The organism is Synechococcus sp. R55.3 (assembly GCF_047461975.1).
GTDB lineage: Bacteria > Cyanobacteriota > Cyanobacteriia > Thermostichales > Thermostichaceae > Thermostichus.
The window spans coordinates 1-16,602 of record NZ_JANSIG010000025.1 but is presented as its reverse complement, the minus strand read 5'-3'; the positions used below and the strand labels follow the sequence as shown (position 1 = coordinate 16,602).

15 protein-coding genes and 1 riboswitch are annotated in these 16,602 nt (G+C 60.1%); of the genes, 9 read left to right on the top strand and 6 right to left on the bottom strand.

The window, feature by feature from the left end:
• Window positions 1-51: 51 nt before the first annotated feature.
• Entirely contained in the window at window positions 52-1,953 is a 1,902-nt protein-coding gene (locus NW849_RS05885; protein ID WP_414356535.1) for a cation:proton antiporter, read from the bottom strand.
• A 265-nt stretch (window positions 1,954-2,218) separates the two neighbouring features.
• Window positions 2,219-2,314, top strand: a riboswitch (Glutamine riboswitch).
• A gap of 80 nt (window positions 2,315-2,394) precedes the next feature.
• Here NW849_RS05885 and NW849_RS05880 point away from each other — a divergent pair.
• Together NW849_RS05880 and NW849_RS05875 are read left to right on the top strand one after the other, a co-directional pair.
• Entirely contained in the window at window positions 2,395-2,847 is a 453-nt protein-coding gene (locus NW849_RS05880) for a DUF4278 domain-containing protein (RefSeq protein WP_414356533.1), read from the top strand.
• A gap of 17 nt (window positions 2,848-2,864) precedes the next feature.
• Complete coding sequence (locus NW849_RS05875; RefSeq protein WP_414356532.1) at window positions 2,865-3,056, top strand: hypothetical protein; 192 nt, start codon at window positions 2,865-2,867, stop codon at window positions 3,054-3,056.
• Between the two features lie 31 nt (window positions 3,057-3,087).
• Here the strand turns inward: NW849_RS05875 and glnA are convergent, their stop codons facing one another.
• On the bottom strand, window positions 3,088-4,512 hold the full coding sequence (gene glnA / locus NW849_RS05870) for a type I glutamate--ammonia ligase (RefSeq protein ID WP_414356530.1): 1,425 nt from the start codon (window positions 4,510-4,512) through the stop codon (window positions 3,088-3,090).
• A gap of 186 nt (window positions 4,513-4,698) precedes the next feature.
• On the opposite strand from glnA, the gene NW849_RS05865 reads away from it, so the two are divergent.
• Window positions 4,699-4,878, top strand: coding sequence for a hypothetical protein (locus tag NW849_RS05865; protein ID WP_414356529.1), 180 nt, complete (start codon window positions 4,699-4,701; stop codon window positions 4,876-4,878).
• Window positions 4,879-4,998: 120 nt separating this feature from the next.
• Window positions 4,999-6,429 carry a thioredoxin-disulfide reductase gene (gene trxB, locus NW849_RS05860; RefSeq protein WP_414356527.1) on the top strand — a complete coding sequence of 477 codons (1,431 nt, stop codon included), beginning with the start codon at window positions 4,999-5,001 and terminating at the stop codon, window positions 6,427-6,429.
• Between the two features lie 86 nt (window positions 6,430-6,515).
• Here trxB and purL read toward each other — a convergent pair whose 3' ends face one another.
• From purL to psaM, 3 genes are all read right to left on the bottom strand, one after another.
• On the bottom strand, window positions 6,516-8,843 hold the full coding sequence (gene purL / locus NW849_RS05855) for a phosphoribosylformylglycinamidine synthase subunit PurL (protein ID WP_414356526.1): 2,328 nt from the start codon (window positions 8,841-8,843) through the stop codon (window positions 6,516-6,518).
• A 12-nt stretch (window positions 8,844-8,855) separates the two neighbouring features.
• Window positions 8,856-11,369: an ATP-dependent DNA helicase RecG gene (gene recG, locus NW849_RS05850; protein WP_414356574.1), complete on the bottom strand. Its 2,514-nt coding sequence runs from the start codon at window positions 11,367-11,369 to the stop codon at window positions 8,856-8,858.
• Between the two features lie 194 nt (window positions 11,370-11,563).
• Entirely contained in the window at window positions 11,564-11,656 is a 93-nt protein-coding gene (gene psaM, locus NW849_RS05845; RefSeq protein WP_011434349.1) for a photosystem I reaction center subunit XII, read from the bottom strand.
• 261 nt (window positions 11,657-11,917) lie between these two features.
• Here psaM and glyA point away from each other — a divergent pair, with 261 nt between their 5' ends.
• The 4 genes from glyA (at window position 11,918) to NW849_RS05825 (ending at window position 15,048) form a co-directional block, all read left to right on the top strand.
• Window positions 11,918-13,243, top strand: a complete 1,326-nt coding sequence (gene glyA / locus NW849_RS05840; protein WP_414356572.1) for a serine hydroxymethyltransferase — start codon at window positions 11,918-11,920, stop codon at window positions 13,241-13,243.
• 48 nt (window positions 13,244-13,291) lie between these two features.
• Window positions 13,292-14,410 carry a glycosyltransferase family 4 protein gene (locus tag NW849_RS05835; protein ID WP_414356525.1) on the top strand — a complete coding sequence of 373 codons (1,119 nt, stop codon included), beginning with the start codon at window positions 13,292-13,294 and terminating at the stop codon, window positions 14,408-14,410.
• 71 nt (window positions 14,411-14,481) lie between these two features.
• Complete coding sequence (locus NW849_RS05830) at window positions 14,482-14,811, top strand: hypothetical protein (RefSeq protein ID WP_414356524.1); 330 nt, start codon at window positions 14,482-14,484, stop codon at window positions 14,809-14,811.
• A 69-nt stretch (window positions 14,812-14,880) separates the two neighbouring features.
• The gene (locus tag NW849_RS05825) at window positions 14,881-15,048 is read left to right on the top strand and encodes a hypothetical protein (protein ID WP_414356523.1); all 168 of its coding nucleotides are present in this window, start codon (window positions 14,881-14,883) and stop codon (window positions 15,046-15,048) included.
• Window positions 15,049-15,053: 5 nt separating this feature from the next.
• Here the strand turns inward: NW849_RS05825 and NW849_RS05820 are convergent, their stop codons facing one another.
• Window positions 15,054-15,581: an adenine phosphoribosyltransferase gene (locus tag NW849_RS05820; RefSeq protein WP_011434353.1), complete on the bottom strand. Its 528-nt coding sequence runs from the start codon at window positions 15,579-15,581 to the stop codon at window positions 15,054-15,056.
• Window positions 15,582-15,791: 210 nt separating this feature from the next.
• Between NW849_RS05820 and NW849_RS05815 the strand changes: the two genes are divergently transcribed.
• Window positions 15,792-16,229 (top strand): hypothetical protein, encoded by a 438-nt coding sequence (locus NW849_RS05815; protein WP_414356521.1) that lies wholly within the window; start codon window positions 15,792-15,794, stop codon window positions 16,227-16,229.
• The last annotated feature ends 373 nt before the right edge of the window (window positions 16,230-16,602 follow it).

Genomic DNA, 16,602 nt, shown 5'->3' with positions numbered 1-16,602 from the left:
ACTCCCTACCCAAATCCGTTGGAGTGCTTCGCGTGTAGCAGGGGTGGTGCGTCAATCGGCAGAGCCAGGGATCCCTGCCCATTCCGGCTGAACGGGCCGCTGCCAGCGTTCCCACCACGCCGAGGAAGATTCTGCCGGGCTGCTGTCATGGCTACTGTTGGCAGGGCTTTCTGGGGATAGGGGTTGGGCCTGCTGCGTTAGCCAACTGAGGGGGGCAGGGATCAGGCAACTGGGGTGGAGAGGGCGCAGATCGCGGTAGTGGCTGCTGCGAATGGCCAGGATCTCCTGCTGAATGATGTCTGGGGGTTCTCCCAACTCCAGCAACACATGGCTGCACAGCCCCAGGCTGGCCTCAAATTCGGGGTGGACGACTTCTCTGGCCCCCAACTGATAGAGCTGTTCGATGTCTTCCTTGTCGGTAGCTCGCACCACCACATCCAATTGCGGCGCCAACTCCAGAGCTCGTTTCAGGCAGAGGCGGATGCTCATGCGATCCGGCAGGGCAATGACCAGAGCGCGGGCCTGGGGCAGGCAAGCTTTCTCCAGCACCAAGGCGCTGGCGGCATTCCCATACAAGTAAGGGATCCCACGGGAACGCAGGTGTTGGATCACCCGTTCTGACTGATCGATAACCAAGAGGGGGTGACGACGGGCTTCCAGAATGCGCACAATATCTTGCCCCACCTGCCCATAGCCGCACACTACCACATGCCCCTGTTGAGGAGCCTCAGGGGCCAGAGCACGAGGCCGCTCGCCCAATTCCAACCAACGGGCCAAGAAGGGGATCCCGTGTAGCCCGGAAAACAGTCGAGGAGCGCCCCTCAGCAGAAAGGGAGTGAGCAGAAGGGTAACGGCTGTGGTGCTGACAATCAACAAATAGATCTGCCGCGACACCAATCCCAAAGCCTGCCCCTCGCTGGCCAGCACAAAGGAGAATTCGCCGATTTGCGATAGGCCCAGCCCCACCACCACCGCTGCCGGCAGAGTGTAACCAAACAGCCGCGCCAAGGGAGCCACGATGCAAAACTTGCCCACCATCACCAGCCCCACCAGCCCCAGGATCAGCAACAGATGGCCGAGGATAAAGCTGGGATCGATGAGCATGCCGATGGCCGCAAAAAAGAGAGCAGCAAACACATCTCGCAAAGGCTCTACATAGTCCAGGGTTTGGTCGGCGTACTCCACCTCCGAGATCATCAGCCCGGCAATGAAAGCCCCAATCTCGCTGGAAATGCCCAGCCGCTCCGTCAACAGGGCAATCCCCACGCAGAGGCTGATCACCCCCAGCAAAAACACCTCTTTGCTCTCCTGCTGAGCCAAAAGCCGCAAGAAGGCCGGAACGAGCCAAATGCCACTCACCACTGCCCCCAGCCCCACCAGGCCAATTTCCGCTACCGACTTGACCAGGGATCCCGCCAGCTCCGGCAAGGGACAATCCAAAGCCGGCAACACCGCCAGCATCAGCCCCACCGCCAAGTCCTGCACAATCAGGATCCCCAACATGGCTTGGGCTTGGGGAGTGTCCATCTGGTTGGTCTCGGTGAGGCTTTTGAGCACCACCGCCGTGGAAGACAAGGAGAGTACGGCCCCTAAAAAGATCCCTTGCACCGGCGTCAACCAGCCGCTGACCACTGCCAGCACCGCCGTGATCAAAATCGTCAGGCTGATTTGCAAAATGCCGCCGCCAATGGCGATCCCCCGCACTTTGCGCAATTCTTTCAGGGAAAACTCCACCCCCAAGGTGAACAGCAAAAAGGTCACCCCAAATTGAGCCAGGGTTTCCACCTGAACCAACTCTTTGATCCACCCCAGCCCGGTGGGCCCCACTAAGATCCCGGCTAATAAGTAGCCCAGCAACACCGGCTGCCTCAGCAGTGAGGCCAAAAATCCACCCGCTGCCGCTGCCGCCAATACCGTCACAATGTCCAAAATCAGACGAAAGTCTTCCTGCACAGGGCACTCACCGAGGAATGTGAACTTTTGTAGCCAATCCTGAGGATTCTTCCACGATAATGCTTCCTCTGGCATCTCGGACAGAGCGAAGAACTCGGCTTCAAGCTCTGCACCCTGCTGCCCCCGAGGATCCCGGCTGGCCCAGCCCGGATTCAGATCCAGCCTGGATTCAGAGGAAGCTGGACGGAAACTCAGTGGAAATTTTTGTTAAAAGTTGCTGACAACACCCCAAAACCGTAGCTTATAATACAGAATGTAGATAGAAATCGTTCATCCTCTCGCGTGCTGGGCGGCTCATCATGGGTAGAGCGACATCGCAGCCAGAGGACGGAAGTAGGGAGAGATCCCGAAGGAACGCGCCTCAACTCTTCTGGTAACCGTGGGGCTTCTCTTGGGAGAAGGCGAACGGATGAAAACTCAACTCATTTGGAGGCGAAGATCATGGAACTCTTTTACCGTGGCGTCGATTACACCCCCTCTTCTGCAACAGCGGCGGTTTCTCCCGGCAAAGTGGGGGGTCGTTACCGGGGGCTGGACTGGCGGTTCCGCCATCTGACCAAGCCGGTGGTTTTGCCCACCAACCTTGACCTGCTCTATCGAGGTGTGGCTTATCATCCCAAGGCGGTCGAAGGATCGGCTCAACCCGTTCAGACGGCAGAGGCATCTGCCCCGGTGGCTGCTGCTGGCCGTTCTCACCTCTTGGACGACCTGTCTCGCCGCTTGATGATGAGCCATCAACGTTTGATTCGGATTCGTCAGCAATCCATGCTGATCCGCGGTACAGAGCAGATTGGCCTGCATGTCAACGTGCGCAACTTCTGGAACCGCATCCAAGGAAAAGTGCATCCCACCTTCCGGCTCAACTACGACCGTAGCCGTGTTAGCATGAGCTAATCTGTCTGTAACTGTTGATGCTCTGGCCTGAGCTCAAAGAGAAGGGATCCCTGCTGGGGATCCCTTTTTGCGGCGAGTTTTGTTGGGTCGATGGGCAGCGCGGGATGCTTCAACGTTGGCACGAGGTGCTGTTGACCAAAAGCAGCCAAGTTGCTCAAGGGATCCACAGTTTGGGAGTGCCGTTTGCTCAGAAAAAACGGGATCCCTGATGGGATCCCGCTGCAGAATCAGCCACACCGTCTAGGCGTCGAAATAGAGGGCGAACTCGTAGGGGTGGGGCCGCAGGTTAATGGGGTTGATCTCGTTGTCGATCTTGTACTCGATGTAGGTCTGGATCAGATCTTCGGTGAAGACGCCTCCCTCCAGCAAGAAGGCATGATCCTTCTGCAAGCTTTCCAGAGCATCCAGCAGGGATCCGGGTGTGGAAGGGATCTTGGCCAGCTCTTCCGGCTCCAGATCGTAGATATCTTTGTCCAGAGGCTCGCCGGGGTGGATCTTATTCTTGATCCCGTCCAGACCTGCCATCAACATGGCCGAGAAGGCGATGTAGGGATTGCAGGTGGCATCCGGGCAGCGGAACTCCAGACGCTTGGCTTTGGGATTGTTGCCGGTCACGGGAATGCGAATGGCGGCGGAACGGTTGCCCTGGGAGTAAGCCAGGTTCACCGGCGCCTCAAAACCGGGCACCAAGCGCTTGTAGGAGTTGGTGGTGGGGTTGGTGAAGGCCAGGATCGCCGGGGCATGCTTGAGCAGACCACCGATGTAGTAGAGAGCCGTCTCGCTCAGGTTGGCATAGGTGCCTTCGCTATAGAACAAAGGCTGGCCATCCTTCCAGAGGGACTGGTGGGTGTGCATGCCGGTGCCGTTGTCGTTAAACAGGGGCTTGGGCATGAAGGTGACGGTTTTGCCGTGCTTGCGGGCCACATTCCGGATCACGTATTTGTAAACCATCATGTAGTCGGCAGCCGTGATCAGATCGGCGAAGCGATAGCCCAGCTCCCCTTGCCCGCCGGTAGCCACCTCGTGGTGATGCTTCTCGATAGGCACCCCCAGCTTGCCCATGGTCAGCAGCATCTCGGTACGGATGTTTTGATGGGCATCGGTGGGCGGGGCCGGGAAATAGCCCTCTTTGTAGCGAGGCTTGTAGCCCAGGTTGCCGCCTTTCTCCTCGCGGCCCGAGTTCCAGCGACCTTCGATGGAATCCACGAAGTAGTAGGCCGAGTTTTGGGTTTGGTCGAAACGAACATCCTCAAAGATGAAAAACTCTGCCTCCGGCCCGAAGTAGGCGGTATCGGCAATGCCCGTCGATTGCAGATAGGCAACGGCACGGGCGGCAAGGCTGCGGGGACAACGGCTATAAGGCTGGCCGGTGCGCGGCTCAACAATGCTGCAAGTTATGCTGAGGGTGGGCACCTCCAGAAAGGGATCAATCCAAGCCGTCTTGGGATCCGGCACCATGTACATGTCAGACTCGTTGATCGCTTTCCAGCCCCGGATGCTGGATCCGTCAAAGGGGAGCCCCTCGGTGAAGGTTTCTTCTTTAATCATCGAGGTGTGGAAGGAAACATGCTGCCAGGTGCCAAAGATATCCACAAACTTGAGATCCACCATCTGGACGTTGTTGTCCTGGATCATCTGAAGCACTTCTTGGGGCGTGGATGCCATTACTCTCTCCTGATTGGGTTGCGGTTAAGACTGGGGGAACTGTGGCTGAATAAATGGGATCCCAGCAGGTGATCCCCACGCTTCGACCCAGACAGGCCAAAAACGCTCACTCATCCTAGAAAGGCCAACACGGGCATTTTGTAGTTTCTGATACAAAATTGCTTCGAGCCTGGCCTTCTGACCCACTTGCTGGCTATCTCGGACACCGCTTTTTCGCTCATCGGAGTCGCTCCCCTTTCCCTGTTGGTTTTGGTCAATCCAGATGGGGTGTTGGGGATCCAGAACTTGAGCAATGGCCGCCACCCTGCCAACCTCTGGGCAGAAATAACCGGATGGGGCGGGCAAAACCCTGCCCCGGTTGCCTGAGGCGAGCGAAAATTAGGATCAGCAGGCCCCCAGCTCGCCCGGTTTGCCAAAGGGTGTTAAGCTAAAGCGTAGTCGTTATGAGTTTGACTTTTAGTCCTGTTGCAGAAGGAGAGACATCGGATGGCAGAGCAAAATCGGGTTGAGAATGTGGTGATCATCGGCTCCGGCCCTGCCGGGTTTACAGCAGCCATTTACGCTGGGCGTGCCAACCTGAAGCCGGTCGTGTTCGAGGGGTTCCAGGCGGGCGGGATCCCTGGCGGGCAACTGATGACCACCACCGAGGTGGAAAACTTTCCGGGCTTTCCCGAAGGCATCACCGGCCCCCAACTGATGAAGAACATGCGAGCCCAAGCGCAGCGGTGGGGGGCGGAACTCTACACTGAAGATGTCACCTTCGTCGATTTAAGCCAGCGGCCCTTTGTCGTCCGTTCTGACGAGCGGGAATTGCGCACCCACAGCCTGATCATCGCCACCGGGGCCACAGCCAAGCGCCTACACCTGCCCGGAGAGGAGACCTATTGGAACCGGGGCATGTCGGCCTGTGCGATCTGCGATGGGGCTATGCCTATGTTCAGAGGGGTGGAACTGGTGGTCATTGGCGGCGGCGATACTGCTTGTGAGGAAGCCACCTACCTGACCAAGTTTGGATCCCATGTGCATATGCTGGTGCGGAGTGACAAAATGCGGGCCAGCAAGGCCATGCAGGATCGTGTTCTCAACAACCCCAAGATCACTGTGCACTGGAACACCGAGGCGGTGGAAGTGATGGGCGACGGCCTGCGCCTGACCGGGGTGAAAGTGCGGAACAACCAAACCGGCGAAATACGCGAGATGTCAGTGGGTGGCCTATTTTATGCCATTGGCCACAAGCCCAACACCGACTTGTTCAAAGGACAACTGGAACTGGATGAAGTCGGCTACATCGTCACCCGCCCGGGATCCGTGGCCACCAGTGTGGAGGGGGTGTTTGCCGCCGGCGACGTGCAGGATCACGAGTTTCGTCAGGCGATTACCGCTGCCGGCACTGGCTGTATGGCGGCCATGTTGGCAGAGCGCTGGCTCTCGGAACACGGCTTGGCCCAGGAGTATCACGTCCTTCCCCAAAGCCATCCTGAACCCAGCCCTGCTGCGACTTCTGCGGCAGAGTCTGCTGGGGATCCTGCTGTTGAGGAGGCCAGCTTTGAGGAAAATGGACAGGATGACTTAGACTTCAGCAAGACTTGCCATGAGGGGAGCTATGCCCTGCGGCGACTCTACCACGAAAGCGATCGCCTGCTCATGGTCAAGTACACCGCCCCCACCTGTGCCCCTTGTCATGCCCTCAAGCCGATCTTGAACAAGATCATCGATGAGTTCTCGGACAAGCTGCACGTGGTGGAGATCGATATTGAGAAAGATCCGGAGATTGCAGAGGCAGGGGGGGTGGCGGGCACCCCGACGGTGCAATTTTTCAAAAACAAGACGCTGGTGGCCCAGTTGGTGGGCGTTAAGCCCAAGTCCCAATATCGAGAGGTGATCCAGGCCAATTTGTGTGAGGAAAAATCCCCCTAAGGATGTTGTCCTCTCCAACCTCTGGCCCCTCTCCCCAAGGGAGAAGGGAGCTGGGCGCAGAAAACGGTTTCCCAACCGAGGCTCAGCTAGTCCGAAAAGGCACCGTGGTAGGCGGCCTGCATGGCTGCCAAAGACACCACCAGTAAGGGATCCTCTTCTGCCGTCCTTAAGAGCAGGGGATCCGCAGGGGATCCCACCTCTCCCAAAAGCTGCCACTGGCCGGCAAGCTGCGCTTCTAAGTAGGCTTCCCAAGCAGAGCGCTGGGCCGGATCCACAGAAACCAGGATGCGGCTGGATCCCTCGCCAAACAGGGCCTGATCCCAGCGCAAGGATCCAGGAGCCAGGGAGAGGGTTGCGCCGCGGCCTCCGCTCAAGCAGGCTTCTGCCAAAGCCACAGCCAATCCCCCCTCGCTGCAGTCGTGGGCAGAGCGCACCCAGCCCTGGCGGATTCCATGGCGACAGGCAGCTTGCACCCGCTTTTCCAATTCCAGATCCACTGGCGCGGGCCGGCCCGTAACTTGCTGGTGGATGACCGCCAAATACTCGCTGCCCCCCAAGCTGGTGAGGGCCTGGGATCCCAGGAGGTAAATGAGATCCCCTTCTTGCTGCCACCCCTGGCCACAGATGCATTTCAAGTCGGGAATAAGACCCACCATGCCAATGACAGGGGTAGGGTAGATAGCCTGCGATCCCTGGGGGGTGAGGGTCTCGTTGTAGAGAGAAACGTTTCCCCCCGTTACCGGCGTACCGAGGGCACGGCAGGCATCTCCAATCCCCCGACAGGCCAGGGCCAGCTGCCAGTACACCACCGGGTTTTCGGGATTGCCAAAGTTAAGGTTATCGGTAACAGCTAGGGGATCGGCCCCCACACAGGTGAGGTTGCGGGCAGCTTCCGCCACGGCTGCCTTGGCCCCCTCGTAGGGATCCAAATACACCCAGCGGCCATTGCCATCCAGGGTGGCAGCGATGGCCTTGCGGGAAGCTCGCAGGGGCGGCACCTCGCCCACGCCAAACTTTTGGGAACGGATGCGGATAACCGCCGCATCTCCCTGACCCGGCCAAAGGACGGTGTTGTTTTGCACCTGGTGGTCGTATTGGCGATAGATCCAAGCTTTGCTGGCCAGGGTGGGGCTGGCCAAAAGCTGCAGCAGCACCTCTTTCCATGCCAGCGTTGCCTGAGCGAGGTGGATCCCCTGGCAATCACAAGGGGGTAGAGTGGCGGGATCCCATTGCCACGCTGCCTGCACGTAGGCTGGCGGCTCTGGCAACACCGGACGGACATAGACGGGGGTGTCTTCGGCCAAAGCCCGCGCCGGCACCTGCACCACGCAGGATCCCTGGTGCCAGATCTCCACCAGCGGCTCGGCAATGACTTCCCCGGCCACACTAGCTTGCAAACCCCAGCGGTGGAAGATCTCCATCACCTCCGCCTCGCGGCCTTTTTGCACCACCAGCAGCATCCGCTCCTGGGATTCCGAGAGCAGGTATTCCCAGGCAGCCATGCCGCTTTCCCGCGCCGGCACCCGATCCAGATCCAGCCGGATGCCTACCCCTCCCTTGGCGGCCATTTCCGAAGTGGAGCAGGTGAGGCCAGCCGCCCCCATGTCTTGGGCCGCCACCACGGCTCCCGTGGCAAAAGCTTCTAGACAGGCCTCGATGAGACATTTGCCCAGGAAGGGATCCCCCACCTGCACCGCCGGCAGATCCCGTTGGGAGTGCTCCCCAAGTGAGGACTCCGTCCCGCTGACGCGAACGGCGCTGGCAAAGCTGGCCCCGCGGATCCCATCCCGCCCTGTAGTGGAGCCTACATACAAAACGGGATTTCCCACCCCTTGGGCTGCAGATTTGACAACCGTAGGGGTCTCCAGCAGCCCCAAGGCCATCACGTTCACCAGAGGATTGCCCGTGTAGCAGGGATCCACGGCCACCTCGCCGCCTACGGTGGGCACCCCAACACAGTTGCCGTAGTGGGCAATGCCCTCCACCACCCTGGCCATCAAGCGGCGGTTGCGGGGATCGGTCAGCGGCCCAAAGCGCAGCGAGTTGAGGAGGGCAATGGGACGGGCGCCCAGGGTAAAGATATCCCGCAGGATCCCTCCCACACCTGTGGCCGCCCCCTGAAAGGGCTCCACCGCTGAAGGATGGTTGTGGGACTCGATCTTAAAAGCCAGCCAATCCCCCTCCCCCAAATCCACCACCCCGGCATTTTCCCCCGGCCCCACCACCACCCGCTCTCCGGTGGTGGGAAAGTTTTTCAGCAGAGGGCGGGAGTTCTTGTAGCAGCAGTGCTCCGACCACATCACCCCAAACATGGCCAGCTCCGTGGGGTTGGGATCCCGTCCCAGCTGCTGCTGGATCTTCTGGTATTCGTCTGGGGAAAGGCCGTGGGCCTTTAAGTCTTCGAGGGTATACATCGCCTATAGCCATTAGGTCAGCAGCCCAGGGCCCAGGAGACGGGCCTGCCGCTCTTCCAGTATGCGGCTTAAGGGGGGCCACCGCTTCAAGTCGGGGTCAAGGGCCAGGAGCTGTTCTGCCGCTTGGCGGGCCAGGTGCAGCACCTCTTGATCGTCCATGAGGCTGGCCAGGGCAAAATCCGGCAGCCCCGACTGGCGGGTACCCATCACTTCCCCCGGCCCCCGGAAGCGCAGATCCATCTCGGCAATGAAAAACCCGTCGTGGGATTGCTCCAGCACCTTCAGCCGCCGCAGAGCATCTTCTCCTTTGGATCCCGTCATCAAGATGCAATAGGCTTGGTCGGATCCCCGTCCCACCCGTCCCCGCAGTTGGTGCAGTTGGGAGAGCCCGAAGCGCTCTGCGTGCTCCACCAGCATCACCGAGGCGTTGGGCACATCCACCCCCACTTCCACCACCGTGGTGGAAACCAGAATATCCAGCTCCCGACGGCGGAAAGCTTCGATGACTGTCTCCTTCTCGCTGCTGGTCATGCGCCCGTGCAGCAAGCCCACCCGGAACTGAGGGAAGACTTTTTCCTGCAGACGCTGGTGTTCCTCAATGGCGGATTTCAGATCCAGCTTCTCCGACTCCTCAATGAGAGGCAGCACCACGTAAGCCTGCCGCCCTTGGGCAATTTCCCGCTCCATCAGCCGCACCACTTGTAGGCGATCTCCAGGTCGAGCCACCACCGTATGCACGGGCTTGCGCCCCGGGGGCAACTCGTCAATCTGGGTAACATCCAGATCCCCATGCAGGGCCAGGGTGAGGGTGCGGGGGATGGGGGTGGCGGTCATGGTGAGCACATCGGGGTGATCCCCTTTTTGTTGCAGGGCGGCCCGCTGCTCTACTCCAAAGCGGTGCTGCTCGTCGATGATGACCAGCCCCAGGTTGCGAAACTGTACCGCCGGCTGGATTAAAGCATGCGTGCCCACCACCAAGGGCAATTCCCCAGTCTGCAACTGCCGCAAGATCTCCCGGCGTTTGGCGGGAGGGGTGGAGCCGGTCAACAGTTCGACGGGCACCTGTAGCTGGCTTAGCCATTCCACCAACTTGCGGTAGTGTTGCTCGGCCAAGACCTCGGTGGGAGCCATCAGGGCCGTTTGCCAGCCGGATTGAATGGCTGCCAGCAAAGCCGCCACCGCCACCACGGTTTTGCCGGATCCCACATCCCCTTGGAGCAGGCGGTTCATGGGCAAGGGATCCCGCAGATCCGCTAGGATCTCGTCGATGGCCCGCTGCTGGGCAGCGGTAAGCTGAAAGGGCAGGATTTGGTAGAAGCGATCCAACAGCTCCCCTCTAGCCGGCTGGTAACGAGGTATGGCCTGAGCTTGGGCACGATAGCGGTGTCGCCGCTGCAATAGGCTTAGTTGTAGGTAGAAAAACTCATCGAACACCAGCCGCCGCCGGGCCTGGGCCAGCAGCTCTCGGGTCTCAGGAAAGTGGATCTGCTGCAGGGCAACAGGCAAGTCCAAAAGCTGCAACTGCCGCTTGAGATCCGCCGGCAAGGGATCCTCCACCAAGGCCGCCGCCGGCAAAGCCAGTTGCACCGCCTTGCGCACCAGATCGGCGGGGATCCCTTCTGAGAGAGGGTAAACTGGCAAGATCTTGCCCAGCCTGTCCAGCTCCTCGCCCTCTCCCCCCAGCACCTCCAGTTGCGGGTTATCCAGCGTTAGGCCCAACCGGCCCTTTTTGACCAGGCCGCTGGCAGCCACCAGGGCCCCCTTGGGGTATTGCCGCTCCAGGGAAGCTTGCCAACTGCGCTGGGCAAACTGCCGCCCGCTGTAGAAGCGGCTGAGGGTAATTACACCACTTTTGTCGGCAATCTTTAGGTTGAAGATGGTCAGCGAGGGATTCTTAGGGCTGGTAAAGCAACTGCAACTTTTCACCGTCCCTACAAGGGTAACGGTCTCCCCCACCTTGGCTTGGCAGATGAGCACCCGCCGGGAATAGTCCAGGTAGTCGCGGGGGAAGTAGTAGAGGGCATCCCGCACGCTGTGTAGGCCCAGTTGTGCCAGTTTCTCCGCTGACTTGGGACCAATGCCTTTGAGAAACTGCAGCGGCTGCTCCAGGCTGAGGCCGGCGGGGAGAGATGGGGAAATCGTGCTCCGCCCTGCCTCTGGGGGGGTTGTTGCTACGCCTACGGCAGGGAAACCAGAGCGCTGTGGCAACGAGGCTGCAAACGAGCCAGGTTGGTGGGAACTCGGTCGGGACAGCTCTTGCTGACGTCGGACTCGCTCCAGCCAGCGGCGAGTTTCGGCCACCAGGTGCTGGCGTTCGGGCAGCTCCAGCTCCGGGTACAAGGTATAGCGGGATCCCAGTTCTCGCCACCGTCGCCGGTCATCTCCATCCAGCACCCAGTCGGAGGGGGGATCCTGTCCAAACACGCTCCCCACAAACTGAGAGAAGGTCTGCTCTCGCCCCTGGAGATTGGTAAACCCCAACTCTGCTTCCAGAGAAAGGGCGCGCTGGAGCCGCTGTAGATCCACCTGCGTCAAGTTGCTTGGCTGCCGGGAATACTCCTTATCAATTCAACTTTAGCCAACAACGGCAGTACAGCCGAACAAGCACAACAGCGCAAGCCACACTCTCCATGTCTTGATAGAGAAAAAAGCCTGCCTTGTTACTCCGCAACGCTGTCGCGACGGGGCAGGCCAAAGGGATCCCTGGGGATGAGGGGGCTTCAGCTACGGGCCAAGGCGGATCCCAAAAGCAGAGCCATCACTGCCGGCACCAAGGCAATCGCCAGGATGGTGAAAACTTGCGCGTCCGTCATAGCCAACTCCCTAACAGTGGAATTGCACAAAAGTCAGCCCCCTCACTCTACCGTAGCTTGAGGGGTAGCCCTGACATCGAGAAGAAAAGCTCAACATTCTTTACAAAGCAGCCCCTGTCCATCTCGGTTGACCCCAAGTATAAAAGCCGGGGCCTGCACTGCTGGTTTGCGGGTCATGCTACGATGTTGCTTCGCAACGCTGTTGCGACGGCGAAGCAGTCCTTGCCCATTTCTCCTGCGAAGTTCGGTCTTGGCGTCATCATGGTAGCTGCTCCCCAGAGTCTGACCACCCTACGGGATAACCTGGCCATCCTGGCGGAAACGGATCCCTTGGTTTACCGCCTGATCCAGCAAGAGCTCAACCGACAGCGGGATCACCTGGAGATGATCGCCAGCGAGAACTTCACCTCTCCTGCTGTCTTGGCCGCCCAAGGCTCGGTGCTCACCAACAAGTATGCGGAAGGGTTGCCCGGCAAGCGCTACTACGGCGGCTGCGAGTTTATCGACGAGATTGAGCAGTTGGCCATCGACCGCGCCAAGCAACTGTTTGGGGCGGCTCACGCCAACGTGCAACCCCACTCCGGGGCGCAGGCCAATTTTGCTGTTTTCTTGGCCCTGCTGCAGCCGGGGGACACGATCATGGGCATGGATTTGTCTCATGGCGGCCACCTCACCCACGGCTCGCCGGTGAATGTCTCCGGCAAATGGTTCCAGGTGGTGCATTACGGGGTGGATCCCCAAACGGAGCGGATCGATTTCGATCAAGTGCGGGATCTGGCTTTGCAGCATCGGCCTAAGCTGATCATCTGCGGCTACTCTGCCTATCCGCGGGCAATCGACTTTGCTGCTTTCCGCACCATTGCCGATGAGGTGGGAGCTTATCTGCTGGCCGACATTGCCCATATTGCCGGCCTGGTGGCCACCGGACACCACCCCAACCCGGTGCCCCTCTGCGATGTGGTGACCACCACCACCCACAAGACGTTGCGCGGGCCGCGTGGAGGGCTCATTCTCACCCGCGACCCAGAGCTGGGCAAAAAGCTGGATAAGGCGGTGTTCCCCGGCAGTCAAGGGGGGCCGCTGGAGCATGTCATTGCCGGCAAGGCGGTGGCCTTTGGGGAAGCCCTGCAGCCCGGCTTCGCCCAGTACTCGGCGCAGGTGATCGCCAATGCTCAGGCCCTGGCGGGATCCCTGCAACGGCGGGGCATTCGGCTGGTTTCCGGGGGCACAGACAACCACCTGATGCTGCTGGATCTGCGCTCGGTTTCGGCGGTGCTGGAAAAAGTGGGGGCGGCGGATCCGGTGATGACAGGCAAACGGGCGGATCGGCTAATGGACGAGATCCATATCACCGCCAACAAAAACACCATTCCCTTCGACCCACAGCCGCCTTTCGTGGCCAGCGGACTGCGCCTGGGATCCCCGGCCTTGACCACCCGCGGCCTGGGGCCGGTAGAATTTGAAGAAATTGGGGAGATCATCGCCGATTGTCTGTTTCAGCCTGAGGAGCCTGCTGTGTTGGAAGAGTGTCGCCAGCGGGTAGCCCGGCTCTGTCGCCGTTTCCCCCTCTACCCCCATCTGGGCTAACCGTCTGCGTAGCGGGACAGAGTCCTCGATACATCTCTGCGGCTTGCCATGCCCTACTTGGTCGCGTTCCTTGCTGCTGCCTGTGTGGTTCTGTGGGCAACCCCAATGGTGAAGGCAGTCGGGATCCGCAGTGGCCAGTTGGATTTTCCCGATGAGCGCAAGATCCACCGGCAGCCGATGGTACGCCTGGGGGGGGTTTCCATCTTTTTTGGGAACTTGGTGGCCCTGCTGTTGCTCTGGGGAGCCGGAGCTTTTGGGGGCTTGCGCACCGAGCAGGAGTACGAGATTTGGGGGGTGACAATTGGCGGGGTTTTGTTTTTCTCAATCGGCTTGGCGGACGACCTGTTTCACCTGTCGCCCTTTTCCCGCTTGTTGATGCAATTCGGCGTGGCTGCTGCCGCCTGGGGGGTGGGGGTGCGCATTGAGTTCGTCAACCTGCCCGGGAGAGGGATCTGGCCCTTTCCGGTGTGGTTGAGCCTGCTGATTACCTTGCTCTGGCTGGTGGGGATGGCCAACGCCATCAACTTTATGGATGGGCTGGATGGGCTGGCGGCAGGGGTGTCGGGAATCGCGGCGGTGGTGATGCTGATCGTAACCCTGTTGCTGGATCGACCGGCGGCGGCCATGCTGGCGGCGGCTTTGGCGGGAGCTTGCCTAGGCTTTTTGCGCTACAACTTCAACCCGGCGCAGATCTTCATGGGGGATGGGGGGGCCTATTTTTTGGGCTTTACCCTGGCTGGGATCGGGGTGATCGGGGTGGCCAAGGGGGTGACCACGCTGGCAGTAGCCCTGCCTTTCTTTATCCTGGCGGTGCCGATCCTGGATATGTCCACCGTGATCCTCAAACGGCTGGCCAGGGGGAAGTCGCCTTTCCATCCCGACAAAGGCCACCTGCACCACCGTCTGCTCAAAGCTGGCCTATCCCAGCGGCATTCGGTGCTGCTGATCTATGCCATGACCCTTTGGGGGGGATCCCTGGCTTTGGCTTTGGCGGGCTTGCCGGCAGGAGGCACCTACCTGGGGGGAGCCTCGCTGGTGCTGGGGGGGGTGGCCTGGGGGGCTTGGCAACGGCATCGCCAACGGCGACGAGCTTTGCCCTCGGAGGACAGGCCCGAACAGGGATATGTTGCTTCGCGCCATCACGACCAGGAATGTCAAGAAGATTGAGCCGGGCTTGTTCTCCATCGCTCGTTTGCCTAGACTGGAGCTGTTTTAGCGTTTTAGCTCTGTGTTGCCCCATGCGCCCCACACCTGAGTTGGCGGCTCTCCTGCGCCGCACCGCGGATCGTATCCAATCCCAACACTGGGGCTTCTGGGACTGGGAGTATTGTTGGCGGGACAGCACCCGCTGCAATTGCGGCCTGCTGGTGCGAGAAGCCCTGGGATGGAACCGGCACCAATTGAGCCTGCGCATTCACCGCGGCACCTGGCGCTCCATTGCCCAAACCGCCTACCGAACTGCTGCCCTGGCCCTGCGGGATCCCTGGCAACCGGAAGGGCGCTGCGAGTCCACGGGCCTACGGCTGGGGTACGTGTTTGAGAAAATGGCAGAGCTGGGGTTTGACTAACCGGAAGACTTTGCCGCCCTGGAAGAGCTGAGCCACCCCGTCATCCTGGCCCGCCTGGCAGAAAAAGGTGTGGAGCCGGTACAGCGCGACCAGGCGATCCATGTGGCGCTCTACATGCGGGAACTGGCGGACTGGATTGACGAACAACTGCAGGCCCAGGCTCAGATCAGCCGCTTGAGCCAACCTTTGCCCAAAGCAACAGGGATCCCCGTCCACCAGTCGGTGCACCTTACTTGAGGAACTCAGTTGCCTTCCTCTACCATCACCACATGGGCAGGGATCCCAGGGGGAAGAGCCTTGCAGCCGGACAAAAAGGCCAGCTCGATTAAGAAGGCAAATCCCCCCACTTCAGCACCGCTCTGGGCCACCAATTGGGCGGTGGCGGCGGCTGTGCCCCCGGTGGCAATGACATCATCCACGATCAACACCCGCTCTCCGGGGCGCAGGGCGTGGGCGTGGAGTTGGAGCTGGTCTTGGCCGTATTCCAGGCTGTAGGTCTGGCTGAGCACCGGCGGCGGCAGCTTGCCCGGCTTGCGAACCGGGACAAATCCCAAGCCCAGGTGTTGTGCCAAAGCAGCCCCCAAAATGAACCCCCGCGACTCGATGCCGACCACATAATCTAGGGATCCCATGCCGGTGGTGCCGGCGGCCAACTGTTCAATAGCCGCCCGGAAGCCTGCCGGATCCTGTAGCAGGGGGGTCATATCCCGAAAGAGGATGCCGGGTCTGGGAAAATCGGGCACCAAGCGAATGAGGGCTCGCAGATCCATCCTGTTTTCCTCGCTGGCCAGTGGCTTGCTGTTCGCGTTAGCGGGACGGAGTCCTCAAAGGGCACTCCAAGCAACCCATCATACTCGGTTAGCTTGTGGGCAGATGGGATCCCTTTTGGTCAGTCTGGCAACGGGGAAGATTTTCTATAATTGGCAAGGCTGGGGGCCGCGGCTCACCTAGTCGCCCATCTGTAAAATCGGAGATCTCTCATGCGCTACTACATGGCCATCGACTCCAATCCCCTGGCAAGTTTGCCGCTGGCTCTGTTTGGGGTGAGTAGCGAGTCGGCCTATGTCGATCTGCTGCAAGACAAGCTCATTGTGCGGGCGGGCAGCCTGTTCAACGAGACGTTCTCCCTGAGCGAGTTGGGACAAGGGGAGCGCTTCCCCTGGCCTTGGTACTACGGACTGGGCGTGCGCACCGATTTTCAGGGGATCGTTGGCCCGGTAACCAGTGCCCAAGGGGTGATCGCCATTCCACTGGTGCAGGAGAAGCCTCTCTTTATTCCCTTGCTGGGGCCGGTAGGGCTGCAACTGCCCTGCAAAAAGCTGGTCTTCAGCCTCAAAGATCCAGATACCTTCCTGGCCAACTTCAACCAGGGTCGCCCAGAGGTCAACGCCGGCCCGAAGAATGTGGTGATTGATTGACGCTCCTCCCGCTAACGCAAGGCAAGTAGCAGGAGATTCCCCCTTCACCGAGTCTTGACCCGATGCCGTGAAGACATCACGCGAAGCACTGCGACGGATCTGGGTAGAACCGCAGGGATCCCTACAGGTTGCCAACGCAGCTCAGGGTGTGGAGAAGACCCAGGGTACCAGCTCCCACCGTCGTCGATGGACAGGATCCCCAAAATGCGCGACGGTGAGTTTATTCTGGTCGTTACGCTGGACGCCAAAGGGATCCCTGATGAGTTCAACCCCGCTGCAGCGCACCCCCTTGTTCCCCCTTCATCAAGCTTTGGGGGCGCGATTTGTCTCTTTTGCCGGCTGGGAAATGCCGCTGCAGTATCGGGGAGTGATA